General features: G+C 67.3%; 19 protein-coding genes and 1 pseudogene. 10 read left to right on the plus strand and 10 right to left on the minus strand.

The window, feature by feature from the left end:
* Positions 1-352 (plus strand): annotated as a pseudogene (locus E1261_RS25110) (alpha-glucosidase); the annotation flags it as partial.
* A gap of 599 nt (positions 353-951) precedes the next feature.
* Here the strand turns inward: E1261_RS25110 and E1261_RS25115 are convergent.
* The 4 genes from E1261_RS25115 to E1261_RS25130 are packed head-to-tail and all read right to left on the minus strand — an operon-like array spanning position 952 to position 4,721.
* Positions 952-3,162 (minus strand): heavy metal translocating P-type ATPase, encoded by a 2,211-nt coding sequence (locus tag E1261_RS25115; RefSeq protein WP_132410549.1) that lies wholly within the window; start codon positions 3,160-3,162, stop codon positions 952-954.
* 16 nt (positions 3,163-3,178) lie between these two features.
* Entirely contained in the window at positions 3,179-4,159 is a 981-nt protein-coding gene (locus E1261_RS25120; RefSeq protein WP_132410551.1) for a hypothetical protein, read from the minus strand.
* On the minus strand, positions 4,156-4,374 hold the full coding sequence (locus E1261_RS25125) for a heavy-metal-associated domain-containing protein (protein ID WP_132410553.1): 219 nt from the start codon (positions 4,372-4,374) through the stop codon (positions 4,156-4,158). Before E1261_RS25125 ends, E1261_RS25120 begins: the two co-directional genes overlap by 4 nt.
* 26 nt (positions 4,375-4,400) lie before the next feature.
* On the minus strand, positions 4,401-4,721 hold the full coding sequence (locus E1261_RS25130) for a metal-sensitive transcriptional regulator (RefSeq protein ID WP_132410555.1): 321 nt from the start codon (positions 4,719-4,721) through the stop codon (positions 4,401-4,403).
* Between the two features lie 245 nt (positions 4,722-4,966).
* Between E1261_RS25130 and E1261_RS25135 the strand changes: the two genes are divergently transcribed.
* On the plus strand, positions 4,967-5,890 hold the full coding sequence (locus tag E1261_RS25135) for an ATP-binding cassette domain-containing protein (RefSeq protein ID WP_132410557.1): 924 nt from the start codon (positions 4,967-4,969) through the stop codon (positions 5,888-5,890).
* Positions 5,887-6,867 carry an ABC transporter permease subunit gene (locus E1261_RS25140; protein ID WP_132410559.1) on the plus strand — a complete coding sequence of 327 codons (981 nt, stop codon included), beginning with the start codon at positions 5,887-5,889 and terminating at the stop codon, positions 6,865-6,867. Before E1261_RS25135 ends, E1261_RS25140 begins: the two co-directional genes overlap by 4 nt.
* Before the next feature lie 53 nt (positions 6,868-6,920).
* Here the strand turns inward: E1261_RS25140 and E1261_RS25145 are convergent, their stop codons facing one another.
* Positions 6,921-8,000, minus strand: coding sequence for an ABC transporter ATP-binding protein (locus tag E1261_RS25145; RefSeq protein ID WP_132410561.1), 1,080 nt, complete (start codon positions 7,998-8,000; stop codon positions 6,921-6,923).
* A 223-nt stretch (positions 8,001-8,223) separates the two neighbouring features.
* Here E1261_RS25145 and E1261_RS25150 point away from each other — a divergent pair, with 223 nt between their 5' ends.
* Positions 8,224-9,243, plus strand: coding sequence for a LacI family DNA-binding transcriptional regulator (locus E1261_RS25150; protein WP_132410563.1), 1,020 nt, complete (start codon positions 8,224-8,226; stop codon positions 9,241-9,243).
* Here E1261_RS25150 and E1261_RS25155 read toward each other — a convergent pair.
* The 3 genes from E1261_RS25155 to snpA all read right to left on the minus strand — a co-directional run bounded on the left by E1261_RS25155 (position 9,240) and on the right by snpA (position 12,428).
* Complete coding sequence (locus tag E1261_RS25155) at positions 9,240-11,021, minus strand: sialidase family protein (protein ID WP_132410565.1); 1,782 nt, start codon at positions 11,019-11,021, stop codon at positions 9,240-9,242. The genes E1261_RS25150 and E1261_RS25155 overlap by 4 nt on opposite strands.
* Before the next feature lie 82 nt (positions 11,022-11,103).
* Positions 11,104-11,607 (minus strand): hypothetical protein, encoded by a 504-nt coding sequence (locus tag E1261_RS25160; protein WP_132410567.1) that lies wholly within the window; start codon positions 11,605-11,607, stop codon positions 11,104-11,106.
* 143 nt (positions 11,608-11,750) lie between these two features.
* On the minus strand, positions 11,751-12,428 hold the full coding sequence (gene snpA / locus E1261_RS25165; RefSeq protein ID WP_132410569.1) for a snapalysin: 678 nt from the start codon (positions 12,426-12,428) through the stop codon (positions 11,751-11,753).
* A 223-nt stretch (positions 12,429-12,651) separates the two neighbouring features.
* On the opposite strand from snpA, the gene E1261_RS25170 reads away from it, so the two are divergent.
* Positions 12,652-13,131: a hypothetical protein gene (locus E1261_RS25170; protein WP_132410570.1), complete on the plus strand. Its 480-nt coding sequence runs from the start codon at positions 12,652-12,654 to the stop codon at positions 13,129-13,131.
* On the opposite strand, the gene soxR is transcribed toward E1261_RS25170, so the two are convergent.
* Entirely contained in the window at positions 13,132-13,605 is a 474-nt protein-coding gene (soxR, locus tag E1261_RS25175) for a redox-sensitive transcriptional activator SoxR (protein WP_132410572.1), read from the minus strand.
* 348 nt (positions 13,606-13,953) lie between these two features.
* On the opposite strand from soxR, the gene E1261_RS25180 reads away from it, so the two are divergent.
* A complete protein-coding gene (locus tag E1261_RS25180) occupies positions 13,954-16,191 on the plus strand; it encodes a DEAD/DEAH box helicase (protein ID WP_238176412.1) in 2,238 nt (745 codons plus the stop codon).
* Between the two features lie 45 nt (positions 16,192-16,236).
* Here the strand turns inward: E1261_RS25180 and E1261_RS25185 are convergent, their stop codons facing one another.
* Positions 16,237-17,325: an aminotransferase class V-fold PLP-dependent enzyme gene (locus E1261_RS25185; RefSeq protein ID WP_132410574.1), complete on the minus strand. Its 1,089-nt coding sequence runs from the start codon at positions 17,323-17,325 to the stop codon at positions 16,237-16,239.
* Between the two features lie 126 nt (positions 17,326-17,451).
* On the opposite strand from E1261_RS25185, the gene E1261_RS25190 reads away from it, so the two are divergent.
* The 4 genes from E1261_RS25190 to E1261_RS25205 all read left to right on the plus strand — a co-directional run.
* Positions 17,452-20,625, plus strand: a complete 3,174-nt coding sequence (locus E1261_RS25190; protein ID WP_238176413.1) for a penicillin acylase family protein — start codon at positions 17,452-17,454, stop codon at positions 20,623-20,625.
* Between the two features lie 15 nt (positions 20,626-20,640).
* A complete protein-coding gene (locus tag E1261_RS25195; protein WP_132410578.1) occupies positions 20,641-21,240 on the plus strand; it encodes a YbjQ family protein in 600 nt (199 codons plus the stop codon).
* Positions 21,230-22,594 carry a GH1 family beta-glucosidase gene (locus E1261_RS25200; RefSeq protein WP_132410580.1) on the plus strand — a complete coding sequence of 455 codons (1,365 nt, stop codon included), beginning with the start codon at positions 21,230-21,232 and terminating at the stop codon, positions 22,592-22,594. Before E1261_RS25195 ends, E1261_RS25200 begins: the two co-directional genes overlap by 11 nt.
* On the plus strand, positions 22,591-23,694 hold a 1,104-nt coding region (locus E1261_RS25205), incomplete at its 3' end, for an MFS transporter (RefSeq protein ID WP_132410582.1). The genes E1261_RS25200 and E1261_RS25205, both read left to right, overlap by 4 nt.

Consider the following 23,694-nt stretch of genomic DNA (forward strand, 5'->3'; position numbering starts at 1 on the left):
CCCGTGGTCCGCCCAAGAACCCCCCTTCGGCTTCGGCACCGGAACCCCCTGGCTCCCCCAACCCCCCGACTGGAAAAACCTCACCGTCGAATCCCAGCAAGCCGACCAGAATTCCATGCTCGCCCTCTACCGAAACGCCCTAACCATCCGCCGCGACCACCTGGGCGACGGATCCCTGACCTGGCTGGAGTCCGACCCCGGCGTCCTGTCCTTCCAACGCGAGTCCTTAACCAGCGTCACCAACCTCACCCCCGAGCCGATCGACCTCCCGCCGTACCAGGACCTCCTCCTAACCAGCACCCCCCTGGACAACGGCCAACTCCCCCCAGACACCACCGCCTGGCTCCGCTAGCCGCATTTGGTGGGTGCACCCCAAGGCCGGTCGGTTAAGGCTGGCGACCGCGGTGCCCGCCGTCACAACGTCCGAACGATCGGAGGGCGGGTCTCCGATCGTTCGGACGTTAACCCCGGCTCTTGGCTAACGTCCGAAAGACCGGAGGGCGGGTCTCCGCGCTTTCGGACGTTAATCACGGCTGTTGGCTAACCGCGCCGGGCTCGGTTGACACCGCCGGAGCCGACCGCGGTCCAGACCTACACCCACGACTCGTCGTTGCGCCCCGCCACCCGGCAGCCCCTCCAGGAAAATTCAGGGGTTATCGGTTCACGTTGACCCTTCTCCGGCCAATTTTTGAGGGGACAACCAGCAACATGAGCAGAGGTCCCCTCATTTTCCGGCCAGCAGCCACAGCAGGCGAGGAACACACCTCCCCAAACCGGTCCGAACCCGCCGTGTTACAGAAGGCTGGGGAGTCCTACCACCCGATTCGGTGGGGTAGGACTCCCCAACGCTGCCGTATGCCCTCTGCACGCCGCATCTGACACCACCCGAGCCGCCTCAACCAACCGGCCTTGGGGTGCTCCCATTGGATGGGTGCACCCACCAAATGGGGATCAGGTAAGGGCTCGGAACCTTCGCAAGCGGAGGCTGTTGGTTACTACGAAGACTGAGCTGAGGGCCATGGCGGCGCCGGCGAGCATGGGGTTGAGGAGGCCGGCGGCGGCCAGGGGGATGGCGGCTACGTTGTAGGCGAAGGCCCAGAAGAGGTTGCCTCGGATGGTGCGGAGGGTGCTTCGGGACAGCCTGATGGCGTCGGCGGCGGCGCGGAGGTCGCCGCGGACGAGGGTGAGGTCGCTGGCTTCGATGGCTACGTCGGTGCCGGTGCCCATGCTGAGGCCTAGGTCGGCCTGGGCCAGGGCGGCGGCGTCGTTCACGCCGTCGCCTACCATGGCGACGACGCGGCCCTCGCCTTGCAGCTTCTTCACCGCGTCCACCTTGCCGGCCGGCAGGACCTCGGCGATGACGTCGTCGATGCCTACTTCGCGGGCGACCTTCTGCGCAACGGCTTCGTTGTCGCCGGTGAGCAGGACCGGACGCAGACCGAGTGCCTTCAGATCCTTGATGGCCTGTGCCGACGTCGGCTTCACCGTGTCGGCGACGACCAGCACGGCGCGCGCCTGACCGTCCCAACCAACGGCTACCGCGGTGCTGCCTTCGGCTTCGGCGTCTTCCTTGGCTTGGGTCAGCTCTTCCGGGAGGTGTTGACTCCACTCCTCCAGGAGTTGGGTGCGGCCGACCAGGACTGCGTGGCCGTCGACGATGCCTTGGACTCCGAGGCCTTCGACGTTGCCGAAGTCCTCGACCTCGGGCAGCTTGCCGGCTGCCATCGCGGCCCGGGCGACGGCCTGCGCGATCGGGTGTTCGCTGGAGTGCTCCAGCGCTCCGGCCAGGCGCAGTACCTCAGCGCGGTCCTGATCAGGCGCCAGCAGTACGTCGACCAGTTCCATCCGCCCCGTGGTCACCGTGCCGGTCTTGTCGAGGATGACGGTGTCGACGCGACGGGTGGATTCGAGCACCTCGGGACCCTTGATCAGGATGCCGAGCTGCGCGCCCCGCCCAGTGCCGACCAGGAGCGCGGTCGGCGTGGCAAGCCCAAGTGCACAAGGGCAAGCAATGATCAGTACGGCGACCGCCGCGGTGAACGCGACCTCGACCGGCGAACCGTTCCCCAGCCAGAAGCCCAGCGTGGCCAAGGCCAATCCGATCACCACCGGCACGAACACTCCGGACACCTGATCAGCAAGGCGTTGTACGGCGGCCTTCCCGTTCTGCGCGTCCTCGACGAGCCGCGCCATCTGCGCGAGCTGAGTATCGCCACCGACCCGAGTCGCCCGGACCACGAGCCGACCGCCCGCATTCACGGTCGCACCCACGACGGCATCACCCGAACCGACCTCGACCGGCACCGATTCACCGGTCAGCATCGACGCGTCGACCGCGCTGCTCCCAGTGACCACAACCCCGTCGGTCGCGATCTTCTCGCCCGGCCGGACGACGAACTGGTCGCCGACCATCAGCTGCTCGGCCGGGATCCGCGTCTCCACGCCGTCCCGCAGTACGGCGACCTCCTTCGCGCCGAGCTCCAGCAGCGCGCGCAGGGCAGCACCCGACCGTCGCTTGGCCCGGGCCTCGAAGTACCGGCCGGCCAGGATGAAGGTGGTCACGCCGGCCGCGACCTCGAGGTAGATCTCCTCGGCGCCGCCACCGCGTGACGGGATCAGCGTGAACGGCATCGTCATCCCAGGCTCACCGGCCGAGCCGAGGAACAGTGCATAGAGCGACCAGCCGAAGGCGCTCAGCACGCCGACCGAGATCAGCGTGTCCATCGTCGCCGCGCCGTGCCGCAGGTTGGTCCAGGCGGCCTTGTGGAACGGCCAGGCCGCCCACGTCACCACAGGGAACGCCAGCGTCAGCGAGGCCCACTGCCAGAAGTCGAACTGCAGCGCCGGAATCATGCCGAAGGCAATCACCGGTACGGCGAGGATGGCGCTCGCGATCAGTCGCTCGCGCAACGGCCGGAGCTCGTCGACCTCGTTGCTGGCGGCAACGACCGGAGCAGGAAGGGCAGCGGTGTACCCGGTCTTCTCGACGGTCGCGACCAGATCGTCGGTCGTGACACCGTCGGCGTACGTGACTTTGGCCTTCTCGGTGGCGTAGTTGACGGTCGCGGTGACGCCGTCCATCCGGTTCAGTTTCTTCTCGACCCGCATCGCACAGGAGGCGCAGGTCATCCCACCGATGACAAGTTCAACGGATTGGCTCATGGTTGCTGCTCTCCTCTCAGTGACCGTGCGGGGTTTCTTCATGCGATGGCGTCGACGGCTCCGACGATGGCAGCACGGTGGGCGGCACGATCGCCTTGCCCTCGCCACCGACCTGCACCGTGAACTCGGCCGTGTGCACCGCGCCTGCGTGCTGGAAATCCAGGAACAGCCGGTACGTCCCCGCGGTCGGGAAGGTGGTGCCGAACTTGATCTCCGGCCCGCCCTTCATCCCTGCCTTGGCATCCTGCGTCGGATGGTTGTGCAGATACGCGAGGTCGCCGCTGCGCAGTGAGACCAGATGCCCGAACGCCCCGAGATACGGCTGCAGATCGGTGACCGGCTTACCGCCGCTGCTGACCCGGAACGTGAGCTCGGATTCCTTCCCCGCCACCGGAGTCCCGGCCAGCGTCACGTCGTACTCGTGCACGCTGTAGCTACTGGCCGGATCGTTCAGCGGGACCGGGATGTACAGCCCGGACACGTTCACGTCCGTGCCCAAAGTCAGGGTCTTGTCGAGCCCGGCCGGCCGGAAGTCGGCGTACAGGCGCCAGGTGCCACCGGCCGTGAACGTGAACGGAATCGACCACGTGCCACCGGCATCCCGCGTCGGGTGCACATGATGGAATCCGGACAGATCCCGCCGTACGACGATCAGGTGCAGATCCTTCTCGTGGGTCGGGGTGTAGCCGGTTACCGGCTTCCCGTCCGGACCCTTGATCGTGAACCGCAGCGCCGTCTTGCTGTTCGCGGTGAAGAACGTCGACTCCGGCTCGAAGGTGTAGCCGGCGTCGGACACCGCGAGCCCGGGCAGTTGCCCACTCGACTCGCTGTGTCCGGCTCCGTGAGTCTCGCCGCCCATGCCCGCCATGTCGGTGGGGGGAGCGGGGTCGGCCGCCGCGACCGGGTCGACGGCGGAGCCGATCGCGAACGCGGCCGCGAAGGCGAGCGCGAGCGCACCGGCGAACGCGCCGAGCCGGAGCGCGACGGCCCGGCTCATGACGCGGCCAGTTCGTAACCCGCTTCGTCGACGGCCGCGCGGACGGCGGTCTCCTCGAGTGCGGCGGCGCTGGTCACGTGCACGGCGGACGTGCCACCGGCGTTCAGGTCGATCTTCACCTCGGTGACACCGTCCAGCTTGGTGAGCTCCGTGGTGACGGCGGACGTGCAGTGCCCGCAGGTCATGCCGCTGACGGAGTAGGTCGTGGTAGTCATAGGTTGCTCCTCAGGAAGTTTTGAATTCAGCTACGAACCAGGCGGGCGATCGCGTCGGAGGCCTCGCGGACCTTCTCCTCCGCCTCCGCGCCGCCCTTCTGCGCGGCCTCGACCACGCAGTGCGACAGGTGCTCGTCGAGCAGTTCGAGCGAGAACGACTGCAGCGCCTTGGTGGCCGCCGACACCTGGGTCAGGATGTCGATGCAGTACTTGTCCTCCTCGACCATCCGCTGCAGACCGCGAATCTGGCCCTCGATCCGCCGCAGCCGCTTGAGGTGGCTGGTCTTCTCGGCTGTGTAGCCGTGACGGTGTTCATTTCCGACTCCGTCGGGGTGGCCTTCGGTCATCAGCGGATCCTTTGCTCGCACTTGCTACCCCTATGGGGTATGTCGACAGGCAAAAAAGTACCCCCTAGAGGTATCCAATGCAAGTCCACGGCGATACCTGGAGGGGGTATTAGGTCACAAGTCCGTTCAATCTTGGACCAGGTAGCCCGTTCGGGCCAGAGTTCAACCAAACAGCCGCCGGTGGAGTCTTCCTCTGCAAGGATGTGCGTCCCCTCACTGCGGGGGAACGACGTGAGAGGGGTGGCATGCCTGACCTGGCGATCAGTACGCGCGGTCTGCGCAAGACGTACCGGACCCGGCGCGGCCGGACAGTTGTGGCGGTGCAGGGGCTCGATCTGGACGTTCCGGTCGGGGGTGTGCATGGCTTCCTCGGTCCCAACGGTTCGGGGAAGACCACCTCGATCCGGATGCTGCTCGGGCTGATCCGGGCCGACGCAGGCACCATGACGGTCTTCGACCGGCCGGTTCCGGCGCGGCTGCCGGAGGTGGTCGGGCGGGTCGGTGCGATCGTTGAGTCACCGAAATTCTTCCCGGCCTTCAGCGGCCGTAAGAACCTGGAGTTGCTTGCCGCGGCCATCGGCGCCCCGAAGCAGCGCGTCACCGAGGTGCTCGAGCAGACCTCACTGGGTGAGCGCGGCAAGGACCGCTTCAAGGGCTACTCGCTCGGTATGAAGCAGCGCCTCGCGATCGCGGCCACCCTGCTCAAGGACCCGGACCTGCTGATCTTCGACGAGCCGACCAACGGCCTCGACCCGGCCGGTATCCGGGAGATCCGCGAGACCATGCGCGGGCTCGGCGACCAGGGCAAGACCGTTCTGGTCAGCAGCCACATCCTGGCCGAGGTCGAGCAGGTCGCGGACACCGTGTCGATCATCGGCCACGGCCGGTTGCTCGCGTCCGGCACGGTTGCCGAAGTGATCGGCGGCGGTACGACGACCACCGTGAAGATCGGTGTGGCCGACCGCGAGGCGGCTACCCGGGTGCTGACCGCCGCCGGGCTCGTGGTCCGGGCCGACGGCAACTATCTGCTCGTGGACGGGGTCGAGCACCCCGCCGAGCTGACCAAGCGGCTGGCCGACCAGCAGCTGTACGTGAACGAACTGGTCCCGATCCGGGCCGACCTGGAGTCGGTGTTCCTGGAGCTGACCGCAGGGGAGGGGCTCGCGTGATCCGCCTGACCGGAGTGGAACTACGCCGGCTGACAGCGCGCCGGATCACCATGATCGGTGTGGCAGGCGTCGTACTGATCACTGCGTTCCTGCTGTTCGTCACCTGGCGGGAGGCCCGGCCGCTGTCGGAGGCCGAGCAGCGGCAGTCGCAGACGCAGTTCGAGATGGCCCACCGGGACTGGGTCCAGAACCACGAGGCGAACGAGGCCTCGTGCCGTCAGGAATACGACCAGATGACGGGTTCGAAGCCGCCCATCGACGAGATGTGTTCGTACCCGGAGCCGAAGGCGTCGGAGTGGGGCAAGCCGCAGGCAGTCTTCGCGGAGCTGATCCCGAACATTCTGCAGGGAGCGTCGTACTTCCTGCTCTTCGCCGCCTTCCTGATCGGCGCCAGCTTCGTCGCGGCCGAGTTCAGCTCAGGAGCGATCGGTAACTGGCTGACCTTCGAACCACGCCGGATGCGGGTGTACGCCAGCAAGATCGTGGCGGCCGGCCTCTGGTTCGTCCCGCTCGGGTTGCTGATCACCGGCGTCCTGACACTGGGCGCCTACCTCATCACCGCACAGCTCGGATCAACCGCAGGCACCGACTGGAGCGACGTCGTCGGCTCACTGTCCCGAGTCGTCACCACGACAGCAATGGGCGCAGTCCTAGGCGCAGTCGTCGGCGTCCTCCTACGCCACACAGCGGCCGCGATCGGCCTGGTCATGGGCTACATCGTCCTGGTCGAAGGCGTCTTCGGAAGCTTCCTCCAGCAGGCCCAACCCTGGCTGCTGGTCCGCAACTTCGACGCCTTCGTCCTCCACGACACCAAGTACTTCCTCAACAAATGCTCAACCGATGCCAGCGGCAACTACAACTGCGAGACCATCGAAAAGACCCTGACCTTCGAACACGGCGCCTGGTACCTAGGCATCCTCACCCTGCTGGCAGTAGTAGTAGCCGGCGCCATCTTCCAACGCCGAGACGTCAACTAACAAGCGAAGGGCCCCGGAGCCGAAACTCCGGGGCCCTTGCTGTACCTGGGAAATCAGGCGGTGAGGCGCTCTTCGGTGGAGGAGGAGAAGAGGTGGAGCTTGTCGGTCTGGGCTTCGAGGTGGATCAGGGAGCCCTTCTCGACGTTCATCCGGGCGCCGATCTTGGCGACGATCTGCTGGTGGTTGCCGTCGTGCTCGGCGGTGCCGTAGAGGAACGCGTCGGCGCCGAGCTCCTCGATCACGGCGACCTTCACCGGCAGGCCGACGTCGGCGACCTTGAAGGCCTCCGGACGGACACCGATCGAGACGGTCTTGTCGCTACCGGCCTTGGCCAGGATGTCGCGCGCGACCGGGATCGTGTAGTCGCCGAGCTTGACGCCGCCGTCGACCAGGTCGCCCTTGAGCAGGTTCATCGCGGGGGAGCCGATGAAGCCGGCGACGAACAGGTTCTTCGGGTTGTCGTACAGGTTCAGCGGGGTGTCGACCTGCTGGAGCAGGCCGTCCTTCAGTACGGCGACGCGGTCGCCCATGGTCATGGCCTCGACCTGGTCGTGGGTCACGTACACGGTCGTGACGCCGAGGCGCTGCTGCAGCTCGGCGATCTGGGTGCGGGTCTGGACCCGGAGCTTGGCGTCGAGGTTCGACAGCGGCTCGTCCATCAGGAAGACCTGCGGGTTACGCACGATCGCGCGGCCCATCGCGACACGCTGACGCTGACCACCGGAGAGCGCCTTCGGCTTGCGGTCCAGGTACTCCTCCAGGCCGAGCAGCTTGGCGGCCTCCAGGACGCGCTTGGCGCGGTCCTCCTTGGAGACGCCCTGCATCTTCAGCGCGAAGCCCATGTTGTCCGCGACCGACATGTGCGGGTAGAGGGCGTAGTTCTGGAACACCATCGCGATGTCGCGCTCTTTCGGCGGACGGTGCGTGACGTCGCGGTCGCCGATGTAGATCGAGCCTTCGTTGACCTCTTCGAGGCCGGCCAGCATCCGCAGGGAGGTGGACTTGCCACATCCGGACGGGCCGACGAGGACCATGAACTCGCCGTCCTCGATCTCGAGGTTGAGCTTGTCGACGGCGGGGGTGTCACCACCGGGGTAGATCCGGGTGGCGGCCTTGAAAGACACAGTAGCCATGTCTGGGTACATCCCTTCACCGGCAGGAACGTGCCGGACGATCCGAGTAAAGGCCCCCGGGCGGGGGTGCGCTTATCCTCGCCTCCCGCGCTCCTCCTGACAAGGGTGGCAGGGTGTGACCTGTCCATTCCGTTCACCCAGTGGACACGTGTGCGCAGTCTCAGTCTGCAAGTTCTTGCAACTTCTTGCTGCAATGTCAACGACAGGTGGGTAGGGTGCCGCCGTGACTACAAGGGCACGGCTGGCGGATATTGCCGCCAAGGCGGGGGTCAGTGAGGCGACGGTCTCGCGGGTACTGAACGGCAAACCGGGGGTCGCGGAGGACACGAAACAGTCGGTACTGACAGCTCTCGACGTACTGGGCTTCGAGCGACCGACCCGCTTGCGGCGCCGTTCGGCCGGACTGATCGGGCTGGTGATGCCGGAGCTGATCAACCCGATCTTCCCGGCGTTCGCCCAGGTGATCGAGTCGGCGCTGTCGCAGCGCGGCTTCACCCCGGTGCTCTGCACGCAGTCCCCGTCCGGCGCGACGGAGGAGGAGTACGTCGAGATGCTGCTCGAGCGCGGCGTCTCGGGGATCATCTTCGTCTCGGGGCTCCATGCGGATACCGGCGCCGACCACGAGCGCTACCAGTCGCTGGTCGAGCGACGGCTGCCGGTGGTCTTCGTGAACGGCTGGCTGCCTGAGGTGCAGGCGCCCTTCGTCTCCTCGGACGACAACGCGGCGATGGAGCTCGCGGTCACGCATTTGGTTGCCCTCGGCCACCGTCGGATCGGCTTCGCGTCCGGTCCGGAGCGGTTCATCGTCGTCCAGCGCAAGCTAGCTGGCTACCGCACCTCGATGAAGGCCCAGCTCGGCGTCACCGACGAGGACCTGGATCCGTTCGTCTCACTGAGCATGTTCGGTGTCGAAGGTGGTCAGGCCGCCGCCCAGCCGCTCCTCGACGCGGGCGTCAGCGCCATCGTCTGCGGCTCGGACATGATGGCGCTCGGCGTGATCCGCGCTGCCCGGCAACGCGGTCTCGCCGTACCGGCTGACTTGTCGGTCGTCGGGTACGACGATGCGCCGATGATGGAGTTCACCGATCCGCCGATGACGACCATCCGCCAGCCCGTCCAGTCGATGGCGCTGGCCGCCGTACAGTCCCTGCTCGAAGAAGTTCGTGGTCATGCCACCCCGAAGACCGAGTTCCTGTTCCGCCCCGAGCTCGTCGTCCGCAACACCACCGGCCCGGCTCGTTAGAACGGGTAGCGCAGCCGGAGGTCCGGGATGGTCGTGGCGTTGCTGGCGTAGAGCGACGTGATCTCGGCGGCGGTGAGCGCGCGGCCGTAAAGGCGGACGTCGTCGAGCGAACCACGCAGGTTCTGAGCCCCGTCCAGGCGCTGACCCAGGTGGATCTGGAACGGTCGCTTCGGGCTGATCGAACCCAGTACGGCGGTGCTGGTCGCGACCGTACTGCCGTCAACGGAGAGTGTGAAGGTCGACCCTTGGCGCCGAAGCGCGAAGTGGTGCCAGGCGCGGTCGTTGTAGGCCTTCGTCGTCGCGAGGGTGACGGCGGTTTCGCCGCTCTGCGCAAGGGCGCGCAGACGGTTCTTGGACGGTTCGGCACGCAGCCAGAGCTGCGAATAGACGTCGCCCTGGTTGTATGCCCACAGCAACGGTTGATCTGCCGTACTGGCGCCGTAGTTGAACCATCCGGCCCACGTGAAGTCGCCGCTGCTGACCGCGAGCTTCTCGGCGAACGGCAGCTGGACGTAGTCGTCGGTGCCGTCGAGCGCGACCGCCGTACCGAACCGGCCTGGGGTTGACGAGGCTCCGCGCAGGAAGCCGTGCAGGTCGTTGCCTGAGGCATCGGGTGTCGTCGGTACGCCGGTCGTGTTGCCGTCCGGCAGGCCAAGAGCGGACTCGGTGAACGTCGTGAACCAGATATAGCCGTGCGACCAGTTGGCGGCGCGCTCGTACGCCAGGCCGACGGTGTTGTCGTCCAGCAAGGTCATATCCGTGTACGCCGCCATCCCGCCGTAGATGACGACGCCTGCCCCCGGATCGACCCACTCGGTGCCACCCTTGTACGTCGATCGGATCGTCAGGTTCTCGCGGGTTGTGCCCGCACGAGTCTCCGTCGCCAGCAGTATGCGGTTGTAGCGGTCGCCCTGATCGGTGGCGCGCAGTTCGAGCGTGGACGCCTGAACAGTCGGTACGGCGAGACTCTGCTCAGCTGCACCAGCGTGGAACCCTTGGAAGAAGGTCTGCCCGGCATCGCTCGAGACAGCCGAGGCCACGGTCGACGAGGTGTCGGTGCCGTTCTCGTCCCGAGCCAGCGCGAACAGCGAACCGTCGGGCCGTTCGAACACCGACAACTCCTGCACCCGCAGCGCCGGATCCGCCGACTCGTCGTGAGCCCCGAGCGCCCAGCTGAGACCGCCGTCGTCGCTGTAAACCAGCGCGCCACCCTTCCGATCGCCCACCGTGGTCGTGTAATGCGTGCCGACGACAAGTCGGCCAGCGTGCGCACCTCGGAGCAACTGGATGCCATGTGAGGGTCCGGTCGCATAGCCCTTCCAGGAGGGCAACTTCACCTGCCCCGTGATCTCGCGAGGAGCGGTCCAGCTCACGCCGTTGTCCTCGCTGTACTGCGACCAGACCGTGTTGTACTCCCGCGTCGTCAGCAACGAGATGCGCCCCGTCCGCGCGTCCACAACAGGCGCCGGATTGTGAGCAGTGACGTCCACCCCCGCGTGCACGACCTTCGGCGTACTCCAGCTCTGACCCCGATCGGTCGACCGAACCATCACGACATCATGCGTCCCGGTATCACCACACGTCGGCTTCCGCGCCTCCGCGAACAACACCAGCGACCCGTCAGCCGCCGTCACCAACGCCGGAATCCGGAAGCAGGTATACCCCGCAGTCCCCGGCGAAAGAATCGCCTTCCCCTCCAACCCCACGCCGTACGCCGGCATCACCAAGGCCCCGGCGATCACCAGCAGAACCGCGAGCAGCACCCCACGAAGTCGCATGCGCTCAGTCTTCAAGACGCACGGCCCGGCCCGCTTCCCGCAGCGGCGTGTCATAGGACGTCCGATGTTCTCGCGCGTTCTGCTAGCTGCAGGATCTCTTGAAGTCATCCAGGGTCTGCACGCGGTTGCCCAGGGAGCCGTCGTCGGGCATGACCATGACCTCGCCTGGTTTCAGGTTGGCCAGGTCGCTGGTCTTGAACTGGGGGCCGAGCGCGGTCCAGGTGTTGTCCATGGACCAGGAGGTGATGGAGAAGGTGCTGGCCGGGTTGCGTGCTGCGAGGGGGGTGACGACCTTCCAGCCGTTGCCGCCGTGGGCGAGGTCGAACTGGACGAAGCCCTTTCCGACCTCGGAGTCGGACTCCCACTCGCCCAAGAGGTCGGGACCTTCGCCGGGGCTGTTGGTGATGCCTGGGCCCTGGAGGTTGAGCGCGACGTACTCGATGTGGCCCTCGCAGATCTGTAGGACCGCGGAGATGTTGCCCTTGTCGTCCCGCATCAGTCCGAGCTCGCCGGCGATCCCCGGACTGCAGCCAACGAGGGCGAAACAGCTGGTCACCACGAGCGAGATCCCCACCCATCTGCGCATCGCATCAGCGTACGACCCCTTCCGCCCCCAAAGCTGGTCCCCGTCTCTTTGTGCACGAATCGGCACTTTGAGCCTCGTGGGCAAAGAAACTCCGGCCCGACCTACCCCCTGCCGGGAAGGTCGAGCCGGAGGATCGGGGTGGGTCAGCGTGCGACGTGGAACGCGGCCGCGGGGGAGCCAGTTTTGCCGTTGGCCCAGAGTTGGTTGACCTTGCTGCGTTCGGTGGCGTCGGGGGTGGCGTTGGTGCAGGACGGGCCGGGGCCGCCGCCGGACATCAGCTCCGAGCAGGGGCCGGAGTAGTGGTCGGGCAGGCCGAGGACGTGGCCGGTTTCGTGGGCGGTGATGCGGGTGGAGTCGTACTGCTGGGCCTGGGCGTAGTCGATGAAGATGTAGCCGCCGCCGTGGCCGTCGGTGGAGGCGTACGAACCGCGGGAGTCGTTGCCCTCGGTGTAGTAGAAGTCGTAGTTGCTGCCCTCGACGAGCTGGACGTTGCTGACCGACGAGTTCCAGATCTGGGTACTGCGGCTGATCTGGCCGGCGAACGTCGGGGCGTCCACGGCGTACGTGACGGTGACCGCGTCGAGCTTCTGCCCGGCGGCTTTGGCCTTGGCTCGCTTGGCGAGCGCGGACTTCATGACCGCGTCGTAGAACGCCTTGGTGGCGGCCTCGTCCTGCGGTGAACCCGTGTACGCCGCACGCGTGCTGGCGGTGGACACAGACGGTGCCGCAGGGGCGGGAGCCGCGGCGGCAACAGCCGGTACGGCGAGTGCGGCGGCGGCGAGCCCCGCGAGGCAGGAGGACAGGATGCGGCGATGCGACATGGGAGGGCCTCACTCCGGATCAGTGGCGGAAAGCGACCAGCGGACTACTGTTCGCTACAACCCCGACCCTGCCCCGACTGCCGATTTTCCGCACGCATTCGGGCAGAACTCGGGGGTTAACCCGCGAATCCCGATCCCGGCTCTATGCCCTTCATAACCGCGTCCCTATGACCATGGACCCGACCTGGACCGCCTCCGGACCGGGCACTCCTAACCTGGATCCATGCGTTCCGTGCTCAAAGTGGTCGGCATCCTGCTGGCGGTGATCGGTCTCACCGCGATGGCAGTCGGGTCGTTCACGGCCGCCTTCTACGGCTTTGTCGAGCAATACGCCGCGCACTACGACTACGTCGTCGGCTTCAAGAAACCCGGTGACAGCTGTGGCAACAACAATCTGTCCGTCAGCCGGGTCACCGGGGAGCCGTTGGGGTGCGGGATTCTCGGGAAGCCGGGCAAGTTGCCGGGCTTCACCGATGAACAGAACGCCGAAGTGATCGCGCTGTCGAAGGAGCTGGGCGCGGACGGGTTCCAGCCCGGTGAGCGCGAGCAGGTGCAGCAGCGGGTCGATCAGATCGTTGCGTCGCTGCCACCGGAGCGGGTGCCGCAGCATCCCTGGTTCTGGGGTTGGAAGGTTGCCGTCGCCGGCGTGCTGGGGTTGTTGGTGGTGGCCGGGGTGGTGCTGGTGGTTGTCCGGCGGAGCTGACTACTCGCCGGGGATGCCGACGTTGAGGATGCGGGCGCCGGGGCCGCGCTCAGCGAGGCGGTCTGACTTGTTGTAGAGGTTGCAGCGCTGAAGGCTGAGGCAGCCGCAGCCGATGCAGCCGTCCAGGTCGTCGCGGAGCCGCTCGAGCTCGGTGATGCGCTCGTCGAGCCGGCTGCGCCAGGTCTTGGACAGGCGGCTCCAGTCCGAGCGGGTCGGGGTGCGGTCGTCGGGCAGTGAGTCGAGCGCCTCACGGATCTCGGCCAACGCGAGACCGACCCGCTGCGCCGCCTGGACGAACGCGATCCGCCGGAGCGTGCTGCGCTGGTACTGCCGCTGGTTGCCGGCTGTCCGCCGGGAACCGATCAGACCCTGGTCCTCGTAGAACCGCAGTGCCGACGCGGCCACTCCGGACCGATGAGCAATCTCCCCGATGGACAGCCAGTGGTCCTTGCTCGGGACGTTCTCCTCCGCCATACCTTCACCCTAGAACCGCACACCAAGAACTCAAGCTCACTTGAAGTACAGTAAGCAACCAGTTCGGTTACTGGTCTGGTGATGGGCATCATGGTCAGGGCACCGGGTCATTTCCTGTACACTTGTCAGGTGTCGGTGCGCGAGTCGCGTCACCAGAGTTCTTTCCAGGCGCTCCGACCCGTCGGTTTCAGCACCCGCTGAAAAGTCCGGCGCCGAGGGTGCAACGCGATAGCACCCGCAGGTCGATGCCTATCTCCTGCCTGTATGTCCAGACCGGTCAGCTTCTGCTGATCGGCCTCTGCGTGCGGGCCACTCGGGGTGTCGTCCGCGATTTTCGAGAGAGAGATTGTGACTCAGCACCACCCCGAAGATGCAGCAGCTTCGAAGAAGCCGCGGCACAAGAAGTTCCAGAACCAGTCGTTCGGCGAGCGGATGGGTGACACCCCCTCCACCGCGCCGGTAGCACGTGACGACCGCCCCGAGCGTCGTGGCGGACCTTCGCAGTACTCCGACCGTGGACAGCGCGACACCTCGCCCCGCGGCGATGACCGTCGTCCGCCGGCCAAGGGCTACCGCTCCGACCGGAGCACCCAGCCCCGCCGCGACGACCGCCCGTCCTACCCGCGGCGCGACGACAAGCCTGCCTACCAGCAGCGCGACGAGCGTCCGTCGTACCAGAAGCGTGACGACCGCCCGCAGTACGCACGGAACGACAAGCCGGCCTTCCAGTCGCGTGACGAGCGTCCGTCGTACCAGCGTCGTGACGACAAGCCTGCCTACCAGAAGCGCGACGACAAGCCGTCGTACCAGCAGCGCGACGACCGTTCGTCGTACCAGCAGCGCGACGACCGTTCGTCGTACCAGCGTCGTGACGACCGGCCGTCCTACCCGCAGCGGGACGACCGCCAGCGTGGAGACCGTCCGTCGTACCAGCAGCGTGACGAGCGCCCGTCGTACCAGCGTCGGGACGACAAGCCGTCCTACCAGCAGCGTGACGAGCGTCCGGCGTACCAGAAGCGTGATGACCGGCCGACCTACGCGCAGCGGGACGACCGCTCGCGGGGCGACCGCCCGCAGTACCAGCAGCGCGACGATCGTTCGTCGTACCAGCGCCGGGACGACAAGCCGTCGTACCAGCAGCGTGACGAGCGCCCCTCGTACCAGCGTCGTGAGGACAAGCCCTACGTGAACCGTGAACGACCGAACTACGTCGACAGCCGGCCCACCGAGGTCCCGGAGGACCTGGGCACTGTTGCCGAGGACAACCAGTTCGCCGCGCTCGGCCTCGCGCCGCGGCTCGTGCAGCGGCTGGCCCGCGACGGCATCTCCGCGCCGTTCCCGATCCAGTCCGCGACCATCCCGGACGCGCTGGCCGGTCGCGACGTCCTCGGCCGCGGCCAGACCGGCTCCGGCAAGACCCTCAGCTTCGGTCTGCCGACGCTGATGCGGCTGTCCGGTGGCCACACCGAGTCGCGCCGCCCGCGCGGGATGATCCTGGTCCCGACCCGCGAGCTCGCGATGCAGGTGCACGACGCGCTCGAGCCGCTCGCCCACGTGATGGGTGTTTCGCTCAAGCTCATCGCGGGTGGGCTGCCTTACCCGAAGCAGATCGAGTCGCTGCGCCGCGGCGTCGACCTGCTGATCGCCACCCCCGGCCGGCTGATCGACCTGTGTGAGCAGGGCGCTGCCGACCTGGGCGCGGTCGAGGTCGCGATCCTCGACGAGGCCGACCACATGTGCGACATGGGCTTCATGCCGGCCGTCACCACGCTGCTGGACATGACGCCGAAGGAAGGCCAGCGGCTGCTGTTCTCGGCGACGCTGGACAACGACGTCGACACGATCGTGAAGACCTACCTGAAGGACCCGGTCACGCACTCGACCGAGTCCGGCCAGGCCACGGTCTCCACGATGGAGCACCACCTGCTCGTCATCGAGCCGGGTCACAAGCAGTCGCTGACGGCCGAGCTGGCCAGCCGCGACGGCCGCACCATCGTCTTCGTTCGCACCAAGCTGGGCGCCGATCGCGTCGCCACCCAGCTGCGCGACCGTGGCGTGATGGCCGCGGCGCTGCACGGCGGCCTGACCCAGGGCGCCCGCAACCGGACGCTGGACCAGTTCAAGGACGGTTCGGTTCCGGTGCTGGTGGCAACGGATGTCGCCGCGCGCGGTATCCACGTCGACGACGTCGGCCTGGTCGTTCAGGCTGACCCGCCGGCCGAGCACAAGGACTACCTGCACCGCGCCGGCCGTACGGCGCGCGCCGGTGGCAAGGGTGCGGTTGTCACCCTGCTCCTGCCGCACCAGCGTCGGGGCATGATCCGGATGGCCGAGACGGCCGGCGTCGCCGCCGAGCCGGTCCGCGCCCGTCCGGGCGACGAGCTGGTCACCGAGCTGACCGGCGGCAAGACGCCGTCCGGCTACCCGGTCCGGCTCCCCGCCCCGAAGCCGCAGCGCGGCAGCGGTGGTGGCGGTCGTCGCTTCGGCGGTGGCAGCAGCGGCCCGCGTCGTAGCAACAGTGGCCCGCGTCGGGACAGCAGCGGTCCGCGTCGCGACAGCGGTCCGCGCAAGTCGTACCAGCACTGACACTGAGCGAAGCCCCGATCTCCTGCACAGGAGGTCGGGGCTCTGTCATGTCAGCAGCGACCAGAGCCGGGTCAGGATGACCTCGATCTCGTCCTTGGTGAGTGGTACGAGCTCGAGCACCAGTTGGTCATCAGTGAGCCGGTCGGTCATCACGTAGATCGACGGGACACCGGCCTCGAGCTGTGTCGCGACGTCGTGCGCATTGGGCACGGTCAGCACCGCGCGGGACACCTGCAGCCCGGTCGGATCCGGTACGACGGTTGCCGTGACACCGGGGATCCGGGCCGCGGCCTCGGCGAACGCGGTGACCTTGGCCAGCTCATCGGCCTCCCACTTCATCCGGTCCAGCGCCTGCCACTCCTCAAGTGCGGCGATGACCCCGATGACGGCTTCCTTGGTCGGCTTCATCGCCCGGCCGATGCCCTTCTCCTGCGCCCGCACAGCCTGCACGAGCGGCCAGGTCCCGGCGATCAGCCCGGCAGTGGGCGACGCGAGATACTTCTGCCCGCTCATCAGCACGAGGTCGGCACCGGTGGCCAGCAGATCCGCCACCCGCGGGAACTGGGCAGCCCCGTCGATGATCGCCGGTACGCCGCGGCGGTGGGCGGCGCGGATCGCCGCCACCATGTCGATCGGTGGACCGCTGGTCAGCCGTGATGATACGAGGATGAGGCAACAAACGTCGGGGCCGTCGAGCTCAGCCTCCAGATCCTCAACCGTACAACGGGTTTCGTCCCCGGCCAGGTCCACCTGAGCACCGGACAACCGGATGCCCTGCAGGTTGGAATGACCGTAGTCGACCACGTGACAGGCCGGCATCACCACCCGGTTGTGCATATCCGTTGCGTCCGGCAACGACGCGATCCGGCGCGGGTCGGAACCGGCCATGGTGGCCGCGACGGCGAGCGTGATCGAGGCCGCGGTGCAGTGCACGACGGCACCCGCCTGGGCGCCGGTCACCTGGGCGATCGTCTCACTCACCCGGTCACCGAGCTCGGCCATCACGAAGAACTCGGGTAAAGCCTGTGCGACGGCCTCCGCCACCCCGTCGGAACTCCGTGACACCCCCAGCGGGGTGTAGGTGCCCCTGGCGTTGATCACCGCACTCAACCGATAGCGGTCATGAATGCTCATGGTGGAGGACAGAGTAGTGGTCACTGTCCGTACTTGAACAGTGGTCACCCCGGACGAATTACCGAGCCCTTGACCTCGAAGCTACTAGTGAGTCATTCTCAGTTTCTTCGACCAAGGGAGGACTCCGTGCCCCGCCCCGCGCCCAGGACCCGCACCCTTCGTACCGCGATCGCAGTCGTCGCCAGTACCGCCGTACTGGCCACATTGCCCGTGCCGACCACCCAGGCCACACCTCAAGTGACGCCGCAGGCAGTTGCCGCGGCTGCACCGGTGGACTACTGCGCGGCGCAGTGCCGCGACATCCTGCCACCCGGGCAGAACGGCAACGCGACCTTCACGGATCTCCTTGCTTTCAAGGCGTTAGGGGTCCGGCCGCCGCATTTCAGCGACACCGTGAAGCCCTACCAGGACCTGGTCTGGAACTCCCAGGGGATTCAGGACGACGGCCTCGCGCCGTACTTCGACGATGCCTCGTTCGGGGTGAAGCCGGACGATGTCGAGAGCACGATCTCGCCGCGCTCGGACGTCACGATCGTCCGGGACAAGTCGCGCGGGATCCCGCACATCACCGGCACCACCCGCCTGGGCACGATGTTCGGTGCCGGGTTCGCCGGTGCGCAGGACCGGTTGTTCGTGATGGACGTGTTCCGGCACCTCGGCCGCGGCCAGCTGACGCCGTTCGCCGGTGGCGCGGCATCGAACCGTGCGTTCGAGCAAGAGTTCTGGCGGACCGCGCCGTACACGGAGGCTGACCTGCAGCGTCAGTACGACAGCGCCGACGAGTTGTACGGCGCCGACGGCGTGAAGATGCAGCAGGACATCCAGGCCTGGGTCGACGGCGTCAACCACTACATCAACACGATCGGCATCGCGTACCCCGGTGAATACGTGGCGCTCGGTCTGGACTGGCCGACGCAGCCGTGGAAGGTGACCGACGTGGTCGCCACCGCGGCCGTGGTGGCCGGCATCTTCGGCACCGGTGGCGGGTCCGAAGTGAACTCCGCCCTTGCCCTGCTGGAAGCTCAGGCCAAGTACGGCGTTGCCCAGGGCACCAAAGTCTGGGAGTCGTTCCGCTCGCAGAACGACCCGGAAGCCAGTACGACGGTCCACAACGGCACGTCGTTCCCCTACGGAACCACCGGCCCGAACCCGGCCGGCCGGGCGATGCCCGATCGTGGCTCGGTCACTCCGGAGCCCGAGGTCATCAACGAGACCGTCAACAAGACGGCCGCCGCCAAGCCTGCACCCAAGGGCTCCGACAGCCTCAAGGGAATCTTCGACGGCGGTGTCTTCCCCGAGGGCTACGGCAAGAAGGCGATGTCGAACGCGCTGCTGGTCTCCGGTGCACACACCGAGAGCGGCAACCCGGTCGCGGTCTACGGTCCGCAGACCGGCTACTTCGCGCCGCAGCTCCTGCTGCGCCAGGAGCTTCAGGGTCCCGGCATCAGCACCCGCGGGATCGCGTTCTCCGGCCTCAACTTCTACACGCTGATCGGCCGCGGTCCGGACTACTCGTGGAGCGCGACCTCCGCCGGTCAGGACATCACCGACACGTTCGCCGTACCGCTCTGCGAGCCGAACGGGGGTACGCCGACGAAGAATTCGGCGTACTACGTCTTCCGGGGCGAGTGCACGCCGATCGAGCGGCTCGAGCGGAACAACGCGTGGTACTCGAGTCTGGGGTCGTCCGAACCGGCCGGTTCGTACACGTTGGTTGCCCTGCGCACCAAGTTCGGTCTCGTCACGCATCGCGGCACGGTGGCCGGCAAGCCGGTGCTGTTCACGAAGAACCGGTCGACCTACGGCAACGACGCGGGGTCCGCGCTCGGATTCATGCTGTTCAACGACCCGGAGAAGATGAAGTCCGCGACCGACTTCAAGAAGGCCGCCGAGAAGATCGGCTACACCTTCAACTGGTTCTACACCGACAAGTCGTCGATCGCGTACTACAACTCCGGCGACAACCCGGTCCGCGCGGCCGGTGCCGATCCGAACCTGCCGACCTGGAGCACGTACGAGTGGCAGGGCTGGAACGCGGCCACCAACCGGGCGACGTACACGCCACCGGCCGAGCATCCGCAGGTCGTCAACCAGGACTACCTGACCAGCTGGAACAACAAGCAGGCGCCCGGGTTCTCGGCCTCCGACGGTCAGTGGGGCTACAACGGGTTGTACCGCAACCAGCCGCTCGACGACCGGATCAAGGCGGTCATCGGCAGCGGGCAGAAGTTCACCCGCGGCAAGATCGTCGAGGCGATGGAGGGTGCGGCCACGGTCGACCTGCGCGCCGACTATGTGCTGCCGTATCTGATTCGGGTGCTGAAGAGTGCACCGATCACCGACCCGGCGGTGGCGGACGCAGTCGCCAAGCTGACCGCTTGGAAGGCGGCCGGCAGCCACCGCAAGTCGCCGAACGCAAACTCCAAGACCTACGACCACGCCGAGGCGATCCGGATCCTCGACGCCTGGTGGCCGATCCTGGTCCCTGCGCAGTTCAAGGATCTGGGGCCCGACCTGTACGGCGCTCTGGTCAAGAACCTGAAGATCGATGAGCGGCCGAGTGCACAGGGATCGGCGTTCCAGAGCGGCTGGTGGGGTTTCGTCCAGCGTGACCTTCGCAAGGTGCTCGGCGACCCGGTTCAGGCAGCTCAGCCGGTGACGTTCTGCGGCAACGGAGCGCTCGCGGCCTGTCGTTCGGTACTCACCGACTCGTTGCTGGCCGCAACCAAGGTTCCGGCGGCGACGACGTACCCGGCGACAGCGGACTGTACGGCGGGCGACCAGTTCTGCGCGGACCAGATCTCGCACAACCCGATGGGCGGGATCACCCAGGACCGGATCGCGTGGGTCAACCGGCCGACGTACCAGCAGGTGATCGAGTTCCCGGCGCATCGCGGGGACGACGTGAGCAATGTTGCCCTGGGCAAGACGGCGACGGCGAGCAGCCACGAGACGGGCTGGTACAACTCGCCGCCGGCGAACGCGGTGGACGGGAACCTGGGGACCCGGTGGGCCAGCGACTGGTCGGATCCGCAGTGGCTGTCGGTCGACCTCGGGAGCACCCAGCAGGTCGGCCGCGTGGTGCTGAACTGGGAGTCGGCGTACGCGAAGGGCTATCGGGTTGAGGTGTCCACGGACGGGTCGGCCTGGCGGCAGGTGTACGCGACGACGACGGGGAACGGCAGCGAGGACGTGGTCCGGTTCCCGGCCACACAGGCCCGATTTGTCCGGGTTACCGGGGCGCAGCGGGCGACGTCGTACGGGTATTCGTTGTATGAGTTCCAGGTGTTTCGGCAGTGATGTCAGGATGAGTGCATGACGCAGAACTATCGTCCGAACCCGAACCAGCCCTTCCCTCCGCCGCAGCAGGGCGGCGGTTACCAGCAGGGACCTCCGCCCGGCTACCAGCAGCCGCCGCAGGGGTACCAGCAGGGGCCGCCGCCGCAGGGGTACGGCCAGCCGGGACCGGGGTACGGGCAGGCGCCGGGCAACTATCCGCCGGCCCAGCAGAACGCTCCGCACGTCGCGCCGCAGGGCTCGCCGTACCCGGTGCTGGTCTCGACCATGAACGACCTGCCCGGGTACGTCGCGGACAAGGTCTTCGGCGAGGTCTTCGGGCTGACCGTGCGGAGCCGCGACTTCGGCTCGAACTTCACCGCCAGCTTCCGGTCGCTGGGTGGCGGTGAGGTGCCGGAGTACACCCAGATGCTGGCCGAGTCGCGGCACGTCGCCGTGATGCGGATGTGCCAGATGGCGCAGCAGATGGGCGCCAACGCGATCCTCGCGATGCGGTTCGACTGCACCGAGATCGCGCAGACCATGAGCGAGGTCGCGGCGTACGGCACGGCGGTGATCGTGCACAAGATCGAACCGGCCGCGACCACTCCAGATGAGGATGATGTGAGTGACAGCTGATCTGTCGTTTCCGCCCGGATTCCGCTGGGGTGTCTCCACCTCGGCGTACCAGATCGAAGGGGCCGTGGCCGAGGGGGGCCGCGGTCCTTCGACCTGGGACACCTTCTGCGCCGAGCCCGGCAAGGTCCTGAACGGCGAGACCGGGGCGGTCGCCTGCGACCACTACCACCGGTACGCCGAGGATGTCGCGCTGATGCGTGAGCTCGGGATCGACACCTACCGGTTCTCGTTCTCCTGGCCGCGGATCCAGCCGGACGGGACCGGCCCGGGGAACGCGGCCGGCCTGGACTTCTACGACCGGCTGATCGACACGCTGCTCGGCGCCGGGATCAGCCCGGCGCCGACGCTGTACCACTGGGACACCCCGCAGCCGCTCGAGGACGCCGGTGGCTGGCTGTCGCGCGACATCACCGAGCGGTTCGCCGACTACGCGTCGGTGCTGGCCGCTCGGTTCGCGGACCGGGTGCCGATGTGGATCACGATCAACGAGCCGATGGTGCTCACGCTGATGGGCTACTCGCTCGGAGCGCATGCCCCGGGCAAGGAGTTGATGTTCGACGCGCTCCCGGTCGCGCATCACCAGCTGCTGGCGCACGGTCGCGCCGTACAGGCTTTGCGGGCGGGTGGCGGGGTCAACATCGGGATCGCCAGCAACCATGCACCGACCTGGGCGGCCAGTGACAGTGCCGAGGACGTCGAGGCCGCTGGGCTCTACGACAACCTGATCAACTGGTTGTTCGCCGACCCGGTGCTGCTCGGGAAGTATCCGGCTGGGTACGAGGCCGCGATGCCAGGGCCGGTCGAGGACGATCTGAAGGTGATCTCGACACCGCTCGACTGGTTCGGGATCAACCACTACTCCCCGGTCTCGGTCGGGGCCGCGACTGGGCAGGCGGATACCGCCGCGACCGACGGGATTCCGCTGCCGCCGGGGCTGCCGTTCGAGCCGCGAGCGCTGGAAGGGTACGAGCGGACCGACTTCGGCTGGCCGATCGTACCGGCGGCGTTCGGCGAGATCCTGCGCACCTTCAAGGACCGGTACGGCGATCGCCTGCCACCGATCTACATCACCGAGAACGGGTGCGCGATCAACGACGTACCGGTCGACGGCGTGGTCGACGACCAGCGGCGGATCGCTTACCTGGATGGGTATCTGCGGTCGTTGCGGTCGGCAATCGATGACGGGGTCGACGTCCGCGGCTACTTCCAGTGGTCGCTGATGGACAACTTCGAATGGGCCGCCGGGTACTCACAGCGGTTCGGGCTCGTGCACGTCGACTTCGAAACCCTCGAGCGGACGCCCAAGGCGTCGTACCACTGGTTGCACGACGTGATTGCGAAGAATCGCGAATGACCGCCCTCGCCGAGCCCACTGTGCGGGTTCGGGCCGGGTGGACCGCCGCCGTCGTACTCGCGAACGTCGGGGTGTTCGCGGCCTGGTTCGGTCCGATCCAGGTGCTGCTGGCGAAACAGTCGGAGGCGGTTGCGCCAGGCAACAAAGAGTTCGTCTTCGGGCTGGTGACCGGAGTCGGCGCGGCGGTCTCGGTGATCGCGACTCCGGTCTTCGGAGCGGTCTCGGACCGCACCACATCCCGCTTCGGTCGCCGGGTGCCGTGGACGCTCGGCGGCGCGATCGGAGGTGCGGCCGGGCTGCTGGTGCTGGCTGGTGCGCAGGGCATTGCGCTGATGCTCGTTGGCTGGTGCCTCGTGCAGTTGTTCGGCAACGCCGTACTGGCCGCGCAAACCGCCACCGTGCCCGACCGGGTGCCGGTCGATCAACGCGGGCTCGTCGGCGGTTGGGTCGCGATCGCCCAGGTGCTCGGCGCGTTGGTCGGGACCGCGCTCGTGACGATTGCCGGAGGCATCGGTCTCGGGTACGTCGCCTGTGCCGGCTTCCTCGCGTTCTCCGTCGTACCGTATGTGCTGCGCGCGCACGACACCCCGCTCGCCGTCCAGCCACCGCCGTTCGTACTGCGCGAGTTCCTGCGCGGTTTCTGGGTCAGCCCGCGGCGCTATCCGGACTTCGGGTGGGCCTGGCTGACGCGATTCCTGTTCAACGTGGGGAACTCGCTCGGCCTGCTCTACCTGTTCTTCTACCTCCAGGACGAGGTCGGCGTCCCCGACGCGACCACCGCCGTACTGGTCCTGACCGCCATCTACAGCGTCTGCGTCCTCACCACCGCCATCGCCTTCGGCGGCTGGTCGGACCGCATCGGCCGCCGCAAGATCTTCGTCATCGGCTCCGGCCTGGTGATGGCCGTCGCCGGCGTCATCCTCGCCGTCTGGCCCACCTGGCCCGGCGCCATCCTCGGCGCGATCGTCCTGGGCATCGGCTTCGGCGTCTACCTCTCGGTCGACTTCGCCCTCATCACCGAAGTCCTCCCCAACGCCAAAGACCGCGCCAAAGACCCTGTCTCTTATACAAATTTGACCGTGCCGGCGAATAGCCTTGTG

The sequence above is a fragment of the Kribbella albertanoniae genome (genome assembly GCF_004348455.1).
In the GTDB taxonomy this organism is placed as follows: domain Bacteria; phylum Actinomycetota; class Actinomycetes; order Propionibacteriales; family Kribbellaceae; genus Kribbella; species Kribbella albertanoniae.

Coding starts and splice junctions, on each gene's coding strand:
- E1261_RS25135 (WP_132410557.1), top strand. CDS start 4,967: ATGCCTGACCTGGCGATCAGTACGCGCGGTCTGCGCAAGACGTACCGG.
- E1261_RS25195 (WP_132410578.1), top strand. CDS start 20,641: ATGACGCAGAACTATCGTCCGAACCCGAACCAGCCCTTCCCTCCGCCG.
- E1261_RS25170 (WP_132410570.1), top strand. CDS start 12,652: ATGCGTTCCGTGCTCAAAGTGGTCGGCATCCTGCTGGCGGTGATCGGT.
- E1261_RS25160 (WP_132410567.1), bottom strand. CDS start 11,607: ATGCGCAGATGGGTGGGGATCTCGCTCGTGGTGACCAGCTGTTTCGCC.
- E1261_RS25155 (WP_132410565.1), bottom strand. CDS start 11,021: ATGCGACTTCGTGGGGTGCTGCTCGCGGTTCTGCTGGTGATCGCCGGG.
- E1261_RS25130 (WP_132410555.1), bottom strand. CDS start 4,721: ATGACCGAAGGCCACCCCGACGGAGTCGGAAATGAACACCGTCACGGC.
- E1261_RS25115 (WP_132410549.1), bottom strand. CDS start 3,162: ATGAGCCAATCCGTTGAACTTGTCATCGGTGGGATGACCTGCGCCTCC.
- snpA (WP_132410569.1), bottom strand. CDS start 12,428: ATGTCGCATCGCCGCATCCTGTCCTCCTGCCTCGCGGGGCTCGCCGCC.
- E1261_RS25185 (WP_132410574.1), bottom strand. CDS start 17,325: ATGAGCATTCATGACCGCTATCGGTTGAGTGCGGTGATCAACGCCAGG.
- E1261_RS25145 (WP_132410561.1), bottom strand. CDS start 8,000: ATGGCTACTGTGTCTTTCAAGGCCGCCACCCGGATCTACCCCGGTGGT.
- soxR (WP_132410572.1), bottom strand. CDS start 13,605: ATGGCGGAGGAGAACGTCCCGAGCAAGGACCACTGGCTGTCCATCGGG.
- E1261_RS25125 (WP_132410553.1), bottom strand. CDS start 4,374: ATGACTACCACGACCTACTCCGTCAGCGGCATGACCTGCGGGCACTGC.
- E1261_RS25120 (WP_132410551.1), bottom strand. CDS start 4,159: ATGAGCCGGGCCGTCGCGCTCCGGCTCGGCGCGTTCGCCGGTGCGCTC.